The organism is Chitinophagaceae bacterium (assembly GCA_030053935.1).
Lineage (GTDB): Bacteria > Bacteroidota > Bacteroidia > Cytophagales > JASGCU01 > JASGCU01.
The window spans coordinates 40,833-60,429 of sequence record JASGCU010000006.1; the positions used below are offsets into that span (position 1 = coordinate 40,833).

Here is a 19,597-nt window from a genome sequence, read left to right on the forward strand (position 1 = left end):
AACGCTGTTATTACTATAAACTACGGGGAAACTTCGTGTAAAATAATTTGAGCTTTACACCATTTCTTTGTATGATAAGGTTATTGAAAGTATAGTTCTCCTGTGGATAAAACAGAAGATGTTTTACGGGAATGGATGCTTTTTTTTGATATTCCAAAAATACAGTGGGAGAAGTAAAGTAAGAACGAGAAGTAGTATCGTATTTTCCATTCAGAATAGATGCCTTTCTTGTAAGGTACCCATCATCAAAATTAATAAAATTATTGTAAGGATCATTTTCTGCTGCTCCAGGGGGAACAAAAATAGATGCAGTGGTATCCAAAAAGAAAAATCTTATATCTGTATTTATAGTTCTTTTAAAGGTGGAAGGATAAAGACCTTCAGCAACTGCAATATTTATTTCTGCTCGGTTTATCGCAATAGTTCCTACTGTATCAAGAAACTTATAAAAAGGAGAGAGAGTCAGTTTAGTAAGGATACCCGTTCCAGGCTGATAAAAATTATTTCCATCTTTTGATGTCTCATCGTCATCTTTTTGTAAAGCACTGAGCTGTGATGGGTATCTATTTACATCTACATGAGTATGCTGTTTAAAAGAACTTTGCCCCGATGGAATTATAAACCCATAGATATACTGAACACTATCCAAAGTAGTGCTGTATCTATAATAGAAATTGAGAAATGATTTTGCCGCATCTATACCTAAGATTATACTGTTATTTACATCGGGCTTGATAGCAAATCCTTTCATCTCATATAAAAGAAAATGAGCTGCGCTCTTACTATTAGTTATACTTCTTAAAAGATTGTCTGCATATTTCTTGTCTAACTTTATTATCAAGGTATCCGTAATATTTCCAAGAGAATCTTTTTTAAAGGGGTCTATATGTTTTTCTATCCTTGCCACACTATTAACATCATAACTGGTTTGTTTGGAAGAATTATAAAATACCGTACGGTTTCCAAAAATAGTATCGGTCAACTCGTGTATTGTAAATACTTGCTTTGTTCCAAAGTTTTGTCCATAAGTATAGCTATAAATCAGATGAAACTCCGCCGAGTCCAATAGAAAAGTATCTCTTGGAAAGATATGATTACTATTCAACCCTAACTGAGTAAAATTAGTGCAGGTTATATCTCCGAAGTAGGGGTCTCGCACTTTCCCAACATAGACAGTGGTATTATTGTCCGTAGGAATATTGTTATATAAAACAGTAGAAGCGGGCAGGGTCAATTCTACCTCTCGTAAGTTTAGTTTTTTATGAACATTAATAAATGAATCCCCTACCTCTATTGGCTCTATACAACCAAAAAAATAACAAAAGAGGAAAAAGAAAAGGGTACTTTTAAATATGGTTGCTTTGTATTTCATTATAAATTTGTTTATAGTTTTCGATAAAATTATGAGATATATCAAGAGAATAAGATTGGGAACGAGGATACGATTCTTTTGCCGTACCGTCTGTAAAAATGGAAAAGTCCGAATAAAGTATTCCAATTTTTACCAAATCTTCCAAATGAGTTATTGGTATATTCGCAAGAACATTGTTGTCTATGAGGTTACCATTGTTTATTACTTTTGAAGTAAAACCCTGTGATATCGGAAAGTTATTTTCTATCTTATACTTCATAAAGATAGATTGAGAAGAAAAAGAATTTTTTTCATCGGCACTATTTTTTAGATAAAACGGAATCAGGGATGTTATCCAATCATTACATTGTATAATATCAGGAATCAAAGATGACCTGTTTATAACTTCTATAACCGCCTTAGAAAAGATAATAATCCTATCCTCATCGTGAGAACCCTCTATAGTATGGAAGGTATTTCTATTTGTAAAATACCCATCTATGTGAATAAAATATACTTGTATTTTCGTTTTAGGAAGAGCGGCTACTCGAACATAAATAAATATCTCCTTCCCTTCAAAAGTAATAGGAACTTGCGCAAGTCGTGCAGCAGGGTGTAGTATATGTCTTCTCTCATTAAAACGAGAAGAAAACGGAACTATAACTCTTGTTTCTACATCTCTTCTTTGGGTAGCGAATATCATATCGGACATGTACTGTGCTACTTGAGTATGCGCTATAAAAGGGGATATTTCTCCCGAAATATGAACAATTCTTAAATTCGGCTTCATTTTGTAGTTAGTAAAAAATAGAATACACTATTTTATGGTAAAACATATCAAAATTTTAATGTATGGTAAAATACATAAAAAAAATATAAATTGCCCTTATATAATTTTATACTATAAATAAAGAAATTTTTTTATGCAATTTATAACAAATTCCGAATCTATTTTTAATATCGTAGCGGATTGTAAGAAAAATAACCAAGTAGTAGGATTAGTGGCTACAATGGGCGCACTTCACGATGGGCATATCAGTTTAATCAAAAAAGCGAGAGAAACCTGTGATGTAGTAATCGCTACTATTTTTGTAAACCCTACACAATTTCACAAGGAAGAGGATTTTCAAAAATACCCAAATACCATTGAAAAAGACAAACTCTTATTAGCAAAAGCAGATTGTGATTTCCTTTTCCATCCTTCTGTGGATATGATTTATAAAGAGAACCCTACTATTATAATTCGTTTCCCTCATATCCAAAAATATATGGAAGGCAAGTATAGAAAGGGGCATTTTGAAGGTGTAGCTCTCATTGTTTCAAAATTATTTCACATTATCCCCGCCCAATACGCCTTTTTTGGGCAAAAAGATTGGCAACAAGTTCTCATCATAAAACAAATTATCAAAGAACTCCTATTCCCTATACAATTAGTAATAGCCCCCACCGTTCGTGAAGCCGATGGATTGGCTCTTTCTTCCCGAAATATGCGACTAACCCAAATGGAAAGAAACAAAGCAACTATTTTTATACAAGCTTTGGTATTAGCACAAAAACTTTTCAGAGAAAAAGAAAATACGCAGTATATAAAACAAAAAATAAAACAAAAAGTAAATGCTGTAGATGGAGTCACCTTAGAATACTTTGAAATAGCTAATAGAGAAACCCTTCGCTCCGTTTCTTCTTCCACCAAATCTGATTCAATAAGTTTTTTTATTGCGGGTTATGTGGGGAACATACGACTCATAGATAATATCTTTTTAGAAGAAACAGTAGATCTGTAAAAATAAATATCTTTTCCATGAACGTTGACAAATTTTTTATACCCTCGAAAAATATGACTCTTGAATGGAGGTTATGATGACTTAATAAGGGATACGTTATTATAAATCAAAGAACTTCTTTTTTGAGATGAAATGCAAAATAAATGAGGGGATCTAAAAATTCAAATCCTAAAAACTGTATCATTTTTTTTGAAGAAATGAATTTTTAGAACCCTCCTATAGTGATTTTCTAAATAACCCTCCGCCCCATCTGTAATATAAAGGCTGGCATAATTATAAATAGTGCTAACATCCATTCCCAGATCTTGAGCAATAGACGGTATCTTTCTTTCATTTGCAAGCATAAAAAGTGCTGTTATCTTTTTATATACTCTGACATCATGGAGTTCTCTCCGAGTTTCTTTAAAAAAATTTTAAATCTTTTTCTGATATAACTATTTTCATAGCGGTTTCATTTCCCAATAAAAATAGTATTTTATTGAATTTTTTATTATTTTTCAGATTGTTTTCTCATTTTTTAATGGAATTAGTATATATGTCTATACCAGTGTATTTGCTCTAAAAATTTTGTCCCTTTGGAATTATCATAAAACAACAGAATAGATGAGTAGCTACTATAGTTTTAGTTTTTAGAATATAATTTTTTACAACCGCTCTGTATTTAGTCCTTTAAAATATTGTTTATAAAAGTCCCTTTGAGAAACAACCACAAAAGGAAAAATAATAATCCCCACTTGAGGTATATGATATAAAAATCTGTGGTATCTTTAAATTGAGTCACTTTAATTTCATCTTTTTCTAAAATATCTATTTCAGAAAATATTTTTTCTAATGCTTCATTATCTGAAGCTCTGTAAAACCTTCCTTGGCATTTTTCAGCAATGTTTCTCAAGGTAGTTTCATCTAAAGTATTTTCTACATAACGGGTATTTCCAAAGGCATCTACTCCAAAAGGAACTCTTCCATTTTTTCCTATAGCTATAGTATATACTTTTATACCGTATGCATTTGCTAAATCTGCAGAAATCATGGGGTCTATATTTCCTGCGGTATTATCCCCGTCGCTCAACAGGATAATAATTTTAGATTTTGCTTTACTCTCTAACATTCTATTAGTAGATACGGCAAGAGCACTTCCAATAGCAGTTCCCCTGCTTTCTATTTGTGTAAAATCAATGTCTTTTATAGAAGTATTGAGAAGTTTATAATCTGTAGTAAGAGGCATTTTGGAGAATGCTTCTCCCGAAAAAATTACTAAGCCTATTCTATCTTGAAATCTACCTGAAATAAAATTGGTGGCTACTTTTTTTGCCGCTTCTAACCTATTCGGTAGAAAGTCCTGTATTTGCATAGATTCAGATATATCCAAAGTAAGTATTATGTCTATTCCTTCAGACCACTGTTCTATTTTTTCATTTGTTTTTTGGGGTCTTGCCAAAGCCAAAATGAGCATTAATAATGTAATACTGATGATGAGGTTCGGAAGAAAACGCAAGAAACTTACATAATCTGACCGTAAACTATCCTGAGTTAATGCTATAGAAAGTTTAATTGTATGCTTCCAATAGATTATTTGTTGTATCAGGAATAAAAGTGGAATTAACCATATAAGATATAAAGCCATTTTATATTCCCAGTCAAACCCCATCAATACATCGGGAGAGAACCAATGGAACGAAAACCAATTTTCTAACTCATTTTTCATTTTTTATAGATTCTATTTTTTGCAAGTATTTTTCTAATGTTATGTCTTCTAGTATTTCTATACTTTTATATATTTCATTGTTGGGTAAGCGTCCATACACCATTCTGTCTATATTTTGGAGGGATATCTGTAATCTTTCAGAGGGGTATCTTTTTAAAATTTCTTTTGTTGTTAAAATAGTATAGGGTATATTTTCCAAATTTTGCAGATATTTTTTCCATACAATATAGGCATCTTCTACATCACTACGGGTAGGGTTACTGCGTAAAGTAGATATTTTATTTTCAAGAGCATTTGAAAAAATCTCATATTTTTTGCGTAATCGGTATATTTTTATGAATTTTATAACTTTTTTTCCGTACATAATCCATAGGAATGTAATAAGTATGCAAAAACAAACTATCCCTATAAAAAAATAAGGATAATTAAAAAATAAGGAAAGGGGATTAAAAAAAACTGTTGATTTTAAAGCAGGATTTTGTGGTAATGACTTTAATAAACCGGCAGTAAAAATAGAATCTTTGGCAGAATAATAAAATAGAGTATCTACATTAATAATTTCAAATACAGGTATAGAAAGAGTTTGATATGCTACTATATCAAAGTGAGAAAGGTAATAGATACAGCTGTCAAAAATATAATTTCCTTTCCATCGCGATGGAAAAAATATTTTCTTTTCATATTCGAAAGCACCAAAAATATAGGTAGAGTCAGGAAATAATAACTGGTCATTGGGTGGGTGTAGGCATGTGAGTATAAAAGGTGTTGGTTCACCGATTTTTACACTATCATACAAAAATAAACCACTTACCTGTGGTTTATTTTCTTGACTGTAACCTAATAAAGCATAAAAGATAAAAAGAAAAAGGAACCTTATTCTCATTTTAACCCGTTTTTTTTGTTTTATTTCTAATCTTAAATAATTGTACCAATTGTAAAACATAATCTTCTTCGGTGCTTATGTGTAAATAATCTACTTGGTTCTTTATACAAAACTTTTTGAGTTCTTCTTTTCCCGTCCTATAAATAGAATCTATTTTATTTTTAAAAAAATGAGAGGAGGTGTTTATCCAAATTGTTTTTTGTGATTCTTTTTCATACAGTGGAACTATTCCCATTTTTGGAAAAGTATTTTCTTTCTTATCATTTATATGAATGAGAACCATATCATGCTTTTGGGCTGCTATCTTCAAACTGGTATAATAATTTATATCTACAAAATCAGATATAATGATAAGAATACTTTTTCGCTTGAGTAGGTGAAGAGCGGTTTTAACAGCATTATTAAGATTCGTTTTGAGAGAATTATTTTTCATTCCAAATATACTTCCTATAATATTATAGATATGTGGGCGACTTTTGCTGGGTTTTCTATAGAGTTCTTTTTGGTCGGAATAACAAAGAACCCCTACCTGACTTCCTTCCTTCATCGCAGAAAGAGATAGAACACCGCATATTTCTTTTACTATATCTATTTTTTGGTTTCCTTTTTCACCTATTTCTTGGGAAGCACTGACATCTAACAAGAACAAAATAGTTTGCTCTTTTTCTTCTTTAAAGGTTCTCACAAAAATACCTTGTCCCTTTGCGGATACATTCCAATCTATCGCACGCACATCATCTCCGTATTGGTAAGGGCGAACCTCGTCAAATTCTATTCCCGAGCTTTTAAATAAAGAACGAAAATTGCCTTGCATTTGAGAGTTTACTGCTTTCCTAATACGTATTTCATATTTTTGAAGTTTTTTTATTAATTCTTTCATTTGCTATTATAAACATTTTTAATAAAAATAAGAGTAGACCTGAAGGGATTCGAACCCCCAACCCTCTGATCCGAAGTCAGATACTCTATCCAGTTGAGCTACAGGTCCATACATTAAAATGTAAACTATATCTGTATATTATATATTTTTATGCATTTGTAATAAAACACCGGCATATATTTCTACCAAATAGGAGTTTTTAATATAGGAACAGAATCTAAACCTTGTTTGTAGCGAATAAATAATATGGTATCTAATATTCCGTTATAGTTTTTTGAAAAAAGTAAAACAGGTTTATGGACCGGTGGATTTATTTTTTTTATAAAAATATATTTACCTGATACCATTTTTATAAAAGCGCTGTCAACAGGTTGTATAGATTTAAACACACGATTTATTTCTGATGTGTTTTCTGATATATGATTAAGCATAAAACTACGTGCTAAAGTAGTGTTAAAAGAACGCATATAACTTTCTAATAGGATATTTACATCGGAAACTAAAAATAGTTTGTATGGATTTTTTTTATTGGTAAGATAATCTAATAAAGGATCTGTTGTATAGGTATTATCTGCTAGCAAAAAAATATCATTCATAGAACCAAAGCTATATGTAGAATTGTTTTTTGCTTCTCTCCAAAGCAATATCTCTGCAGGAGTATTCTGAACTTTTTTTACAATATCATACAAATCTTTGGATAGTAAAACATTTTGGACAGGTTGTATAATACCATCTATACCCCTTGTTTCGCCTTCGTAATAACGAATCCCCACACTATCAGGTGTTTTTGAAAATAACTGATAAGTATTGATGATACCATTATTATCAAAAGACATCGTCTCTTGTTGAATGGACGAAAGAAAAGTCTCTTTGAGATATTGTCTTTGCGTAGTTCCCTTCACTATATGGTATTTTATAATATCCTTTAAGATACTTTTCTTTATTTGGGATAAATTGGTAATTCCTAATTGGTTGGCAAGCCTATTGAAAGCACTGTTCGTAGGTGCAAAAACAATAAATCCAGGGCCGGTATATCCTTCCTTAGAGATATTTGTGGTTCTAATCAAACTGTCTAAATTAAATATTTTTTGGGTAGAATCAAAAACATATTTGTAAAAAATGCTTACAGAATCTTTCTTTTTCAAAAGAGTTCCTATTTTTTCGGTAATCGGTTCATTACTCCAATTATCTTTTTCTTCAATACATCTCTCAAAAAGCAACCCGCACAAAATACTAATGGTAATGGTAAAAATCGTCTTATTCATTGTAAAAAAAGGTATAGTAATAAAATTTTTTTATAAGAATGTTTTTTGTTTTTATATGTTTTATTTTTTGCAAAAATAATATTATTTTAAATAATATAGCATTCTTTATAATATAGGTATGAAAATATAAACTTTCTATTTACTGTCTACAAGAAAACTCTTAATTTTGATTCCACTCAGATAAGTCCTTTTTACATAAATATTGAGTTTTTAAACTATTGATAATCAAATTTTATAAAATTATAAATGTATCAGCAGTGACTTTTCGGTCATTCTCTCTATTTTATTACTTGCTTTACACTGTTTATTGCATTTTTCGTAATGAAATTGGCGTTTTATTATGTGTTTAGTAATAAAAATATACTTTTATTAGATTTTTTGTAAAAATACCTGATGAGTAGTTATTTTTGATTAGGTGCTGTTGGTATTAATTTTTACTCGGGTTTTACTAACTCACTCACCTTACGCAAAAAATATCTTCAAAAAGTTTATTTTAATATTTTAATGGTTGGTAACTTTTTTATGCTCTTTTTTGGAGTTTTTTAATTTCATTCAATTCTAAATAATGCTGATTTTTGATCTGCTGAATAAATTTGTAATTTTATTGCGAAATGGTTCTTTTTTGTCCTTTGTTTTAAACATTCCATTTTTATGTAGGCAACAATAGATAATACAAAATGATTTGTTTGCGTTTTGATAGTTTTTGTTGGAGATTTTGCAAACCCTGTATTACTCTTTATTGATTTGTGATATTCTTCCACTCCCCACCGTTTTTTGTAGATTGTAGTTATTCTTTCATATGCTAATTTTAAATCGCTACAAGTCAAGTACAACTTGCCGATTGTACCATTCTCGTTTTTGAAAACTTGCTTTGTAAGCAACATCGGGGAAAATCTAACTATTCTAGCCAAACCTCCACAGTCTGCTGTCCTGTGCGTAACGTTTTAATACTTATAAAATTTTTATTTGCTTTATCCTCCGGTGTTAATGCAACTAATCTATTACTTTTTAATGCCATTATAAAATCTGATTTACACGTTGTTTTACAACAAATCATATTTTCAATGGAACTAAACCAACTATCCGTCAAAACATAATTAAAATGCATTTTTCCGTAATATTCTTGAAGCATTTTTCTCAATAATTCATTTTTTGTTACACTGCTTTTACGATTTTCCCTGTTTTTGGATCATCTACAAATATATCTTTTTTGATGAATTCTAAACCAACAGGAATACGTATATTGCCAACTTCCAACAATGTCGATAAAAAATTTATTCTTTTTACTGATTTTCCAAGTGTGTGATCAAAATGCAACAATTTAATTCGCTCTCATCTGTATAACGTTTTTCCTCTTATAGAATCGTCAAAACTCAAAGTTGTTAGTTCACCCGATTGTGCAATGTATTTCACATAAACTTTGGCTTGTTCCCATAAATACTTACTATCAAAATCCCCTTGAGATAAATGCTCTTGTAGTTTTAACGTGTTTTATGTCAAGAAGCGATGCCATTCCTGTTACATTTGTATAAGAGTTAGAACAAATCAAATAATCAGAATTAGATCAGCAAAATTTTCCGTAATTCAAATGAGTGTACAGTTTATTAACATTTAAAATGTAAAGGTATAAAATTTTATGATATTTTTGGGTAAGGGGAGTAAATAATAGAAGGGATTTTTTTCATTCTGAATCTAAAAAATATTGAACCGCTAATATATATCCAGAGAACCCAAGTCCGCTAATTATTCCTTTACATTTTGGGGTTAAAAAACTGTTATGTCTATAATTTTCGCGAGAATATATATTAGAAATATGAACTTCTATAACTGGTGTTGTAATAGCACTTATTGCATCAGATAATGAAATAGAAGTATGGGTTAGTCCGCCTGCATTCAATATAATTCCATTACTTGTAAATCCAATTTTATGGATATAATCTATCATATATCCTTCGTGGTTTGATTGGAAATACACCAAGGATATATTTGAAAATTTTTTTTGCAATTTTTCAAAAAAAGAGTCAAAAGAGTCAAATCCATAAATAGATGGTTCTCGTTTTCCCAAAAGATTCAAGTTTGGTCCATTCACTATATGTATTTCCATAATTGAGGGGTGATATAATAAATATGGTTTTTAAAAGTATATGGAATGATTATATTCGTATAAATGAGATGTTTGTTAATAGTTAAGAAATTATAAAAAAAGAGAGATCGAAAAGTTCTTTTTTGCACGAATATTTAATTTTAAACGTATTGATAATCAAACAGTTACAAAATTACAAGTGTGTCAAAAGTGATTTTTCGGCCCCTTCTTTTTTACATTTTTTATGATTAGTAATTAGAGCCAGCTCGTATCATAGCACATCTAAAACCAATAGTAGCTGATGATGAATCTTGTTCTAAGTATCTTCTCGTTCCTGGGGATAGCCAATAAGCAACGTCTTTCCATGAACCCCCTTTGTATACTCTTATACTTCCTGAAATAAGTGTATTTTGAGTGTCATATCCTTTATCTTCATCTAAAAAATCGTTTCTTCTCACGGGATTTAAATCTTCAAAATCTTGGAAAGAAAGTGGTCTATATACATCGTACACCCATTCATTTACATTACCTGCCATGTTCCATAGTCCATTATCATTTTGCGGATAGTCGTATATAGAGGTAGTGATCATTGCACCATCATTTAGTTTTCCTGCTATACCGGCGTAGTCCCCTCTTCCTCTTTTAAAGTTAGCGAGAAAATATCCTTGTCTTTTTCCGTAAGGATTTCTTTGCGAATGCCCGTCCCATGGATATATTCTTTTATGAGTTTGATTTTCGTCCAACCATTGAACGCCTATCAATCCTTGGGCTGCGTACTCCCATTCTGCTTCTGTTGGTAGTCTATAATTAGGGAGTACTACTCCTGTTTCTAATGGTATTCTTTGTGTTGTTGATGTTTCTGCTCCGCTTTCACCTTCGCTGTCTTCATCAATAAGTCCAGCTTTTTTTGCTAAATCGTTATTTACAAAGTTTGTTCTCCATGCACAGAAATCTACAGCTTGAGTCCATGAAATTCCCACTACAGGATAAAATCTAAAGCCTGGATATCTAAAATAATGATCAATATATGGGTCGTTAAATGCTAAAACGCGGTACCAAACTGTGGTATCAGGTAGAGCTTTTTGGTATCTATCTGTTTCACCTTTTTGTTGTAGGTCATTGAGATATTCTAACCAGTGAATATTTGCTACTTCTGTTTCGTCCATATAAAAAGATGCAACCGTTACCGTTCTTTCAATATTATCTTTTCTATTCATAAGATCTTCTTCGTAAGATCCAAGAACTACACGTCCTCCTTCTATAAAAGCTAAGTTAGGTCCCGATGGTTGTCCTCTAAAGCTATGTAAAGTAAATCCAGAGGTTTCGTCTGCTACATCGGAACTTTTTTTAGTGTACTTATACGATTGTCCCGTAGTTGTACTTGCTTTCCCGGGTGAAGTACTTGTTGGGGTAACCTCTCCACAGCTATATGAGAAAAATATACTTCCCAATACTAACAAGCAAATATATTTAAAATTTTTATCTCCTTTTCTTTTCATTTTTTTATTTTTACTTTTAACTTTAATTATTTATTATGGGTAATTATTTTTAATTGCGTGTTTTTGCTATTATGCGAGATGCAATATATTTATTTTTTATTTTGTTGCTTCTCTTATGTATTCATTTCAATACTCAATGTATTTTGTATTTTTATTATAGAAACTAAAATAATAATAATTTAGAATATTTTTATTTTTTGTGTTTTATTGAGAATAAAAAAAATAATTAAAAAAGCTTTTTTTATATAAAAAGATAAAAAAAACAATATTTTTTATTTCTATTAGAAATTTTTAATAGGATGAGTAGGGTTTTTAAAAATAGTATTTTTTTTGAAATCAAGAATTATACATTTTTCTGTTACAAATAAATCCATATTTTTTACATTCTTCCCAGAAATTTGGGTATGATTTTATTACTACATTTGGATTTTCTATTTCTAAGGGGGTAATTTGTGCGACAGGTGCGAAAGCCATTGCCATTCGGTGGTCTTCGTATGTTTCGATATGTATTATAGGATAGGTATTTTTTTTTTGTGGGGGTGTTAGTACCCATTTACCTGTTTCAGTTTCTTCTAATCGGGATCCAAATTTTATTAATTCTTTTTGTAAAGCGGTTATTCTGTCTGTTTCTTTTATTTTTAAGCTTTCTAATCCTGATATAAATAGTGTTATTCCTAAACAAGATGCGCAGACAATAACTGTTTGTGCTAAATCGGGATAGGATGTAAAATCCAAAGTAAGTTCTGATTTTGTTTGGTATTTTTCTAAATATAAGTCATTACCTCTAAAAGTGCTTTTTACTCCTAATCCTTCCATTATTTCTCTTATATAGCTATCGCCTTGGTAAGAATTTTTTCGTAGTCCTAGTAATTTTAATTTTTTATTTTGCGATAGGGCAATCGTACTAAACCAATAGCTTGCGCCTGACCAATCTGCTTCTATGGTATATTCGTTGGAAAGATATTCTTGGTGAGGTATTTTTATAATATTGGTTTCAAATGTGTATTGAATTCCAAAAATATGCATCAGTTGTAATGTCATTTCTATATAAGGCTTGCTGCTTATATTTCCTAATATTTCTAATTCTAATCCTTTTGGTAGGCGAGGAGCTATCATTAATAATGCGGATATATATTGACTGCTGACGCTACCATTTATAGAGATGCGATGTTTTTGTTGTTCTTGTAAACGAGAAATTTTTATGGGTGGAAATCCTTCATTGTTTAGGTATTCGATGGATGTTCCTATACTTTTGAGAGCTTCTACTAGTATTTTAATAGGGCGTTGTTGCATTCTTTCTGTACCGGTGAGTATATGTGATTCTCCGTGTATGGATAGATAAGCTGTTAAGAATCGCATTGCAGTTCCTGCGTCTAATACGTTCATGAGTTTATTATTTTCTTGTAATAAACGAGATAGGGTTTTGGTATCTCGAGCATCAGAAAGATTGTGGAGTATACTATTTTTTTTAGATAATGCTTGTATTATTAAGGCACGGTTGCTTTCGCTTTTGGAAGGGCTTAATTGTATAGTAGGAATGTCAGTGTTTGGTGATGTTGTGTATGTAATAAAGAGTGATTCTTTCATTTCTTAGCGAAGCTTAAGTGTCATAAGGGAGATGAGAGCTAAAAGAATTCCTACATTCCAGAAGCGAGAAACTATCTTCGCTTCGTGGATTCCTTTTTTTTGGTAATGGTGGTGGAGTGGGGACATAAGAAAGATTCTTTTTCCTTGTCCATATTTTTTTTTTGTGTATTTAAAATAAGAAACTTGTAAAATTACGGAAATATTCTCTATGACAAAAATACCGCATAGGATGGGAATTAGAAGTTCTTTTCTTATTATGATTGATAAAACAGCTAAAATTGCTCCTAATGAAATACTGCCTGTATCCCCCATAAAAATTTGTGCTGGGTAAGAGTTATACCATAAAAATCCGAAACATGACCCTATTAATGCGGCACAAAATATGGTAATTTCTCCCGTGTTTGGTAAATATAATATATTAAGGTATTCCGAAAATACTACATTGCCTGATAGGTATGCGAATATTGCAAGTGTTGTAGCTATAATAGCCGAAATTCCTGCTGCAAGACCGTCTAACCCATCGGTTATATTGGTTCCATTAGAAATAGCGGTAACTATAAAAATAACTAATAATACATACCCTATCCAATAATAGGAACCTAAAAAGCTAAATACATATTCGTATTCTAGCTCATTATCTTTGAAAAAAGGTATAGTAGTTACTAATAATTTTATGTCTTCGTAAGCGGTTACTAATTTTCCATCTACCATATCATTATAATAGTCTCTAACGATTACTTTATCATGGAATACAAGCACAAGTCCGACTACTGTTCCTATAAAAACTTGTCCAATAACTTTAAAAATACCACTGAGTCCTGTTTTGTTTTGTTTTATTTTTTTAAGATAATCGTCTATAAATCCTATCATTCCGGCTACGAGGGTTGTAAACAGAAGCAAGATTATATATATATTTTCTATGTTGGCGAATAATATAGTTGGTATAACTATGCCCATAATTATGATAATTCCTCCCATGGTTGGGGTTCCTTTCTTTTGAGTTTGGTCTGTAAATCCTAAATCTCTAATAGTTTCTTTAAATTCTTGTTTTTTTAAAAAACGGATTATATACTTCCCTAATATAATAGTTATAACAAGAGAAAGAAGCATTGACATTATTGCTCTAAAAGAAAGATATTGAAAAACACTGGCACCAAATAGTTGAAATCTTGTTTCTAAGTAATCAAATATATAATAAAACATTGGTAATGGAAATGAGAGAGTAATGTAATAGGTTATTATATTTTTATTGGTGTTTGTGAAAAAGAGAATGATTTTGGAATTTTAATTGTTGGTGTGAAATACATTATTTTTATTTCAATGACAAAAAAATGTATATGGTGTGGTAACGGGCGGACTTGAACCGCCGACGCAAGGATTTTCAGTCCTACGCTCTACCAACTGAGCTACGTCACCAGGAATATTTTGATTATCGTTTCTAATGATTAAAATATAATAAGTGCATATTACATTTTTTTTTTTTACTTTATAATTTTATGAGATGATAGTTAATATTTTATTGATTTTTTGATAAAAAAACTGTTTTTGTAATGTTTTTTTTAATAAAAGTATCTTTTTCATTCATTTAATAGAGTTATTTTTATGAAATTGGTGGTTCTCTATTCTTTTTTGAACAAATAAGTATTGGGCTTGCTCTGAAAGGTTCTTTTTACAAAAATAGTGAGTTGTAAAATTATTGGTAATGGAATAGCTACAAAATTATAAGTGTATCAAAAGTGACTCTTTCTTCGGAGTGGGGTCAATGATGAATTATTTTATACTGCCCATTTTATATCCGCTTTGTTGTAATAAATAAAAAAAATATACCGTAATTACAAAGTTCTACAAAGAAAAATAAAAAAAGAGACAACAGTTGAAATCATTGGTTATGTAGTACTATTCTTTATTATTTCTTCTACCACAGCAGGGTCTATGAGTGTGGAGGTGTCCCCGATATTTGGTATATCCTTTTCTGCTATTTTTCTCAAAATGCGTCTCATTATTTTTCCGCTACGGGTTTTGGGTAATCCCGAAACGAACTGTATTACATCGGGTTTTGCAATAGCACCTATTACTTTTACGACTGTTGCTCTGATTTGATTTTTGACTTCATCGGGATGAGCAATGGTTTTATTAAGAATGATATATGCATAAATCCCTTGTCCTTTTATATCGTGAGGGAATCCAACCACGGCACTTTCCACAACTTGTTCGTGCATATTAATAGCATTCTCTACTTCGGCAGTTCCTATTCTGTGTCCACTTACATTGAGAACGTCGTCCACTCTTCCTGTAATTCTATAATTACCATCTGTGTCTTTGATAGCCCCGTCTCCTGTGAAATAAAGATTTGGATAGAGGGAAAAATAATTTTTCTTACATCTTTCGTGGTCTCCCCAAGTGGTTCTAATGATAGAGGGCCAAGGGAATTTGATACAGAGATTTCCGCTGATATTTTCAGAGGTTTGTGTTATTTCTTTTCCATTTTCATCTACAAGAATGGGTTGCACACCTGGGAGAGGGAGTGTTGCCCATGCGGGTTTTTGAGGGGTTATTCCTGCAATGTTAGATATGAGGATTCCGCCTGTTTCTGTTTGCCACCATGTGTCAATAATTTGACAATTTCCTTTACCAATATTTTCAGAATACCAATGCCATGCTTCTTCGTTGATAGGTTCTCCGACGGTTCCCAATATTTTGAGGGTTTTGAGGTTTGCGTCTTTGATAGGTTCTGTTCCAAAGGTCATAAGTCCGCGTATGGCTGTGGGTGCGGTATAAAAGATGTTGATGCCAAATTTATCTATTATTTTCCAAAATCTACTTGGGTCGGGATAGGTAGGTATTCCTTCGAAGAGAACGGTGGTTGCTCCTGCACTCAAAGGTCCATAAATTGTGTAAGAATGCCCTGTTATCCATCCGATATCTGCGGTACAAAAGTGTATGTATCCTGATTTATACTGAAAAGCATTTATGAAAGTATAATGAGTATATACCATGTACCCGCCTGCGGCATGGACAACTCCTTTGGGTTTTCCGGTGCTGCCAGATGTGTACAGAATAAAAAGTGGGTCTTCGGCATCGATTATTTCAGGGGCTAGTTCGGAAGTGCCTGTGGTTTTTATTTTTTCTATTTCTTCGTGCCACCAAAGGTCTCTTCCTGCTACAAGATTGATAGGAGTATGGGTTCTTTGAAATATTATAACTTTTTCTACTGTATTATTGTTGAGTAAAGCATCGTCTATAACTGACTTGAGGGGGATTTCTTTTTGTCCTCTGAAAGCTCCATCGCATGTAATTATATATTTTATATGAGCATCTTGGAGGCGTTCGGATATACTTTGAGCAGAAAATCCTCCGAATATAATAGAATGTATCGCACCAATTCTGGCACAGGCGAGCATTGCTATTGCTAATTCGGGTACCATTCCCATATAAATGCACACTCTATCTCCTTTTTTTACTCCTCTGTTTTTCAAAACTTTCCCAAACTGACAAACTTTTTGGTGGAGTTCTGTATAGGTAATGATTTGGTGGCTTTCACTGGGGTTATTTGGTTCCCATATCAGAGCGGGCTTATCTCCTAACAATGCTAAATGTCTGTCAATACAATTTTCTGTAATGTTGAATTTGGCACCTGCGAACCATTGTATGTTTGGTTCTGTAAAATTCCAATTCAGAATTGTATCCCATTTTTTTCTCCAAACAAAATGGGTTGCTATTTCTTCCCAAAATCCTTCTGGATCTTCTATGCTTTTTTTATAAGCTGTTTGGTATTCTTCAAAAGAATGTATTTGATATGAATAGTTCATTGCTTGATAAGGTTGTACGTGTTTATTTATTTTTGTAGCTATTGTCTGTAAGAAAGCTCTTATTTTTTAAATGTTAGTAAATTTTTTTGGAATATTTTTTTGTTTCATTTTTTAGGAGGTTCTTAATAACTTTTAATAAAATATGTAAAAAATTCATTAAAAGACAATTACTCTTGATGTGCCAAGAAATTTGCATAGATATTTTGGTTTAGGCAACATGTTTGTATTTTTTATGTTTTACTAACTGGGATTCTTTTTCTATTCTGATTAATTGATTGCCAATACGATGTAAATTATGGGCTAAAACACTCAATCCTACATAACTTTTATAACCCTTTATTCCCTTGTCTTTACAACGATTTAAACCGTGACACTCAAACTGATTTATACTAATTTACTTTCATAATGCAGTGACCGTAATATTACAAATTACCCAAAGGGACAGGTTTAAAATTAAAAATATATTAAATTGTAATTTTTAATCCAAGGTTAGCATAACTGCATTATTTATTGTTGGTTAGCATGTGGAAATTTTCTATTATTTTGTTTTTTTTATATTTTATCAGAACGACTCAGCAAATTATTATATTGTTGCTCAAGTATTTGTTGCATAAATTATATTTTATAGTGAGTCATTAATGCTTTTTATCTATTATATACAAAAATACAACTATTCATTTATTAAATAATACATTGAATTCTTTTACTAATGAGGGTTTTAGGAATTTTCTTGCAGATGCTAATTATTTTTTTATTATTTTTTTTGCTTTCAAAACTTCTCCTTTTTCTCCATATACAACCAAAATATATTCTCCTTTGAGCAATGTTTTCATATCTAACTGTAGGGGCAGGAGATTTTCTACCCTTACATTTACCGATTTACCCTCTATATCATATACTTTCACGTAAGAGACCTTTTGGTTTTTATCCCATTGAATGGTTATATAATCATTGGTAGGATTGGGGAAGATTTTGATATGATTGTTTTCTACTACAATAGCATTGGGATTGATGATTATATCTTGAGATACCTGCTCGGGATGATAATTTTCATTGCCGTTCTGAATGGCTATTATTTTAAAAGAAGCAATACTATTCACAATAAATGTGTCTTCTCTATTGATTATAGTGGGTTCAGATGGTATCAGTTGAACGGGCAATCCCGAATTAGCAATTGCTTTTATTACTACACGTCTTTCGGAAAATTTATGAAGGTCATTGATTATATTTACTTGTATAGTTATGCTTTGGTAAGCTTTTTGAACAACCATAATTTGGGGGGCGGGGTCGCTGGGAATATAATATTCATTTCCCGATTGAAAGGCAGTAATAATAGACGTTCCCACTTTCTGTATGGTAACAATATCTTGAACAATACTCACAATAGAAGACGAGGATCTGAATGTGAGAGGTAAACCACTCGTAGCAGTAGCAGCAATGGGGAACGGTTCGTCTCCATAATATTTATAAACGGGACGGAAAGTGATGGTTTGGTTGAGTTTTCCTATATGTTGGAGTATTTCTATGGTATTATCTTTTCCAATAACGATGGTGATGTAGAGGGTATTTTCTTCATTGGGAAGAAAAAGAGTATCATTGAGGTTCTTCATCTGGGTTCCTGGAACATCCACCGCTATTCTATAATACCCTGCGGGTAGTTTCGTAAAATAAAACTCTCCATTGGTTCTCGAAATATCTGTTAGCAGAATGCTATCGGCGGTGGTTTTTAAAAATATATTTGCATACGGATAGCGAACCCCTGCTCCAAAGAAGTTTCCATACAAGATGCGATTTTGATTCTCGGTGCTATCTAAAAGAACGGTACCTATAATAGTTCCGTTGCCTGTTCCTATAGTGGTCTTTGGTTTTTTTCGGAAGTGCCAATTAAAATCACTACGATTGGACTGGAGTGTAATAATATCAGCATCTTTCCATACTATGGCTTGTTTGGAACCGTAATAGGTAGGATAGTAGCTTGTTGCAGAGGATCCTTTGGGATATGCCTGCAAGTAAAAAGTCCATTCCGAAGGAACATTTCTGAACGAAAAATACCCATTGGAAAGCTCCGCTCTTCGGGTTTTTCTGAGGGTGGGGTTGGTCAATATCACAAATCCCGGAACTATTTCATTTTCTGCTCCTAAAACCCTACCGCTTATATGATAAGCAATTTTTACTCGGATGGTTTTTGTGAAGACTGCGGGATTTACCTTTACTTCTCTACTTAAAAACGCTTCTGTATATGCTTTTATTTCAAAAACTCCTGTATCTAAAAAGGTAATTTTTTGAGAATTTTTATCAAAATATGCAATGTTTTGGCTTGCTCCATTTCTATTATTTACAATTTCAAAAGAAACGGAAATATTTTTGGAGCTTGTTGCCTCTAAAAGAGCCGTATCGTCTACATATTGAATTTCTTCAAGAGGAAAAGTTATAGTATTTTCTACAGCGGTTCTGTCTTTTATGGTGAGTAGACGGGTTTCGGGATTACTTGCATAATAGTAATTTTCTACTGCGGGCTGAGAGGCAGTGATGCTCACATTTCCAAAGGTATGGAGGACAACAGTATTCCCCGTAATAGATGCAATATTGGGATCGGAAGAAGCATACAATATGGGTAGAGTATTCGTAGAAGTGGCATTCAAGACATAAGTTCCCTCGTGTACATAGACAATCGGGATTTCGGGGAAAGTAACCACTTGAGCTGCGGGAGATATAAGAACCGTCTGCGTTTGGGATACTCCGAGATATTGA

At 31.9% G+C, this 19,597-nt stretch carries 14 protein-coding genes and 2 tRNA genes; 1 reads left to right on the top strand and 15 read right to left on the bottom strand.

From position 1 onward, the window contains the following. Positions 1-13: 13 nt before the first annotated feature. Positions 14-1,372, bottom strand: coding sequence for a DUF4270 family protein (locus QM536_01600; GenBank protein MDI9355705.1), 1,359 nt, complete (start codon positions 1,370-1,372; stop codon positions 14-16). Next, a complete protein-coding gene (locus tag QM536_01605) occupies positions 1,347-2,141 on the bottom strand; it encodes a glycogen/starch synthase (protein MDI9355706.1) in 795 nt (264 codons plus the stop codon). Before QM536_01605 ends, QM536_01600 begins: the two co-directional genes overlap by 26 nt. Before the next feature lie 133 nt (positions 2,142-2,274). On the opposite strand from QM536_01605, the gene panC reads away from it, so the two are divergent. Then, positions 2,275-3,135, top strand: a complete 861-nt coding sequence (panC, locus tag QM536_01610) for a pantoate--beta-alanine ligase (protein ID MDI9355707.1) — start codon at positions 2,275-2,277, stop codon at positions 3,133-3,135. 661 nt (positions 3,136-3,796) lie between these two features. Here panC and QM536_01615 read toward each other — a convergent pair. The 13 genes from QM536_01615 to QM536_01675 form a co-directional block, all read right to left on the bottom strand. Beyond that, complete coding sequence (locus QM536_01615) at positions 3,797-4,840, bottom strand: VWA domain-containing protein (protein MDI9355708.1); 1,044 nt, start codon at positions 4,838-4,840, stop codon at positions 3,797-3,799. Continuing rightward, entirely contained in the window at positions 4,830-5,723 is an 894-nt protein-coding gene (locus QM536_01620) for a hypothetical protein (protein MDI9355709.1), read from the bottom strand. Before QM536_01620 ends, QM536_01615 begins: the two co-directional genes overlap by 11 nt. A 1-nt stretch (position 5,724) precedes the next feature. Continuing rightward, on the bottom strand, positions 5,725-6,603 hold the full coding sequence (locus tag QM536_01625) for a DUF58 domain-containing protein (protein MDI9355710.1): 879 nt from the start codon (positions 6,601-6,603) through the stop codon (positions 5,725-5,727). 34 nt (positions 6,604-6,637) lie between these two features. Continuing rightward, a tRNA-Arg gene (locus tag QM536_01630) sits at positions 6,638-6,711 on the bottom strand. A gap of 74 nt (positions 6,712-6,785) precedes the next feature. Beyond that, on the bottom strand, positions 6,786-7,868 hold the full coding sequence (locus tag QM536_01635; protein ID MDI9355711.1) for a fasciclin domain-containing protein: 1,083 nt from the start codon (positions 7,866-7,868) through the stop codon (positions 6,786-6,788). An 898-nt stretch (positions 7,869-8,766) separates the two neighbouring features. Continuing rightward, positions 8,767-9,000: a hypothetical protein gene (locus QM536_01640; protein MDI9355712.1), complete on the bottom strand. Its 234-nt coding sequence runs from the start codon at positions 8,998-9,000 to the stop codon at positions 8,767-8,769. A gap of 549 nt (positions 9,001-9,549) precedes the next feature. Beyond that, on the bottom strand, positions 9,550-9,972 hold the full coding sequence (locus QM536_01645) for a type II 3-dehydroquinate dehydratase (protein MDI9355713.1): 423 nt from the start codon (positions 9,970-9,972) through the stop codon (positions 9,550-9,552). Positions 9,973-10,199: 227 nt separating this feature from the next. After that, positions 10,200-11,450: a gliding motility lipoprotein GldJ gene (gldJ, locus tag QM536_01650; GenBank protein ID MDI9355714.1), complete on the bottom strand. Its 1,251-nt coding sequence runs from the start codon at positions 11,448-11,450 to the stop codon at positions 10,200-10,202. A 336-nt stretch (positions 11,451-11,786) separates the two neighbouring features. Continuing rightward, positions 11,787-13,037 carry a hypothetical protein gene (locus QM536_01655; GenBank protein MDI9355715.1) on the bottom strand — a complete coding sequence of 417 codons (1,251 nt, stop codon included), beginning with the start codon at positions 13,035-13,037 and terminating at the stop codon, positions 11,787-11,789. A 3-nt stretch (positions 13,038-13,040) separates the two neighbouring features. Further along, on the bottom strand, positions 13,041-14,240 hold the full coding sequence (gene mraY, locus QM536_01660; GenBank protein MDI9355716.1) for a phospho-N-acetylmuramoyl-pentapeptide-transferase: 1,200 nt from the start codon (positions 14,238-14,240) through the stop codon (positions 13,041-13,043). A gap of 140 nt (positions 14,241-14,380) precedes the next feature. Beyond that, positions 14,381-14,453, bottom strand: a tRNA-Phe gene (locus QM536_01665). Positions 14,454-14,923: 470 nt separating this feature from the next. Continuing rightward, positions 14,924-16,876 (bottom strand): acetate--CoA ligase, encoded by a 1,953-nt coding sequence (gene acs, locus QM536_01670; GenBank protein MDI9355717.1) that lies wholly within the window; start codon positions 16,874-16,876, stop codon positions 14,924-14,926. A gap of 713 nt (positions 16,877-17,589) precedes the next feature. Continuing rightward, on the bottom strand, positions 17,590-19,597 hold a 2,008-nt coding region (locus tag QM536_01675; protein MDI9355718.1), incomplete at its 5' end, for a T9SS type A sorting domain-containing protein.

Coding starts and splice junctions, on each gene's coding strand:
- QM536_01600 (MDI9355705.1), bottom strand. CDS start 1,372: ATGAAATACAAAGCAACCATATTTAAAAGTACCCTTTTCTTTTTCCTC.
- QM536_01605 (MDI9355706.1), bottom strand. CDS start 2,141: ATGAAGCCGAATTTAAGAATTGTTCATATTTCGGGAGAAATATCCCCT.
- panC (MDI9355707.1), top strand. CDS start 2,275: ATGCAATTTATAACAAATTCCGAATCTATTTTTAATATCGTAGCGGAT.
- QM536_01615 (MDI9355708.1), bottom strand. CDS start 4,840: ATGAAAAATGAGTTAGAAAATTGGTTTTCGTTCCATTGGTTCTCTCCC.
- QM536_01620 (MDI9355709.1), bottom strand. CDS start 5,723: ATGAGAATAAGGTTCCTTTTTCTTTTTATCTTTTATGCTTTATTAGGT.
- QM536_01625 (MDI9355710.1), bottom strand. CDS start 6,603: ATGAAAGAATTAATAAAAAAACTTCAAAAATATGAAATACGTATTAGG.
- QM536_01635 (MDI9355711.1), bottom strand. CDS start 7,868: ATGAATAAGACGATTTTTACCATTACCATTAGTATTTTGTGCGGGTTG.
- QM536_01640 (MDI9355712.1), bottom strand. CDS start 9,000: ATGCTTCAAGAATATTACGGAAAAATGCATTTTAATTATGTTTTGACG.
- QM536_01645 (MDI9355713.1), bottom strand. CDS start 9,972: ATGGAAATACATATAGTGAATGGACCAAACTTGAATCTTTTGGGAAAA.
- gldJ (MDI9355714.1), bottom strand. CDS start 11,450: ATGAAAAGAAAAGGAGATAAAAATTTTAAATATATTTGCTTGTTAGTA.
- QM536_01655 (MDI9355715.1), bottom strand. CDS start 13,037: ATGAAAGAATCACTCTTTATTACATACACAACATCACCAAACACTGAC.
- mraY (MDI9355716.1), bottom strand. CDS start 14,240: ATGTTTTATTATATATTTGATTACTTAGAAACAAGATTTCAACTATTT.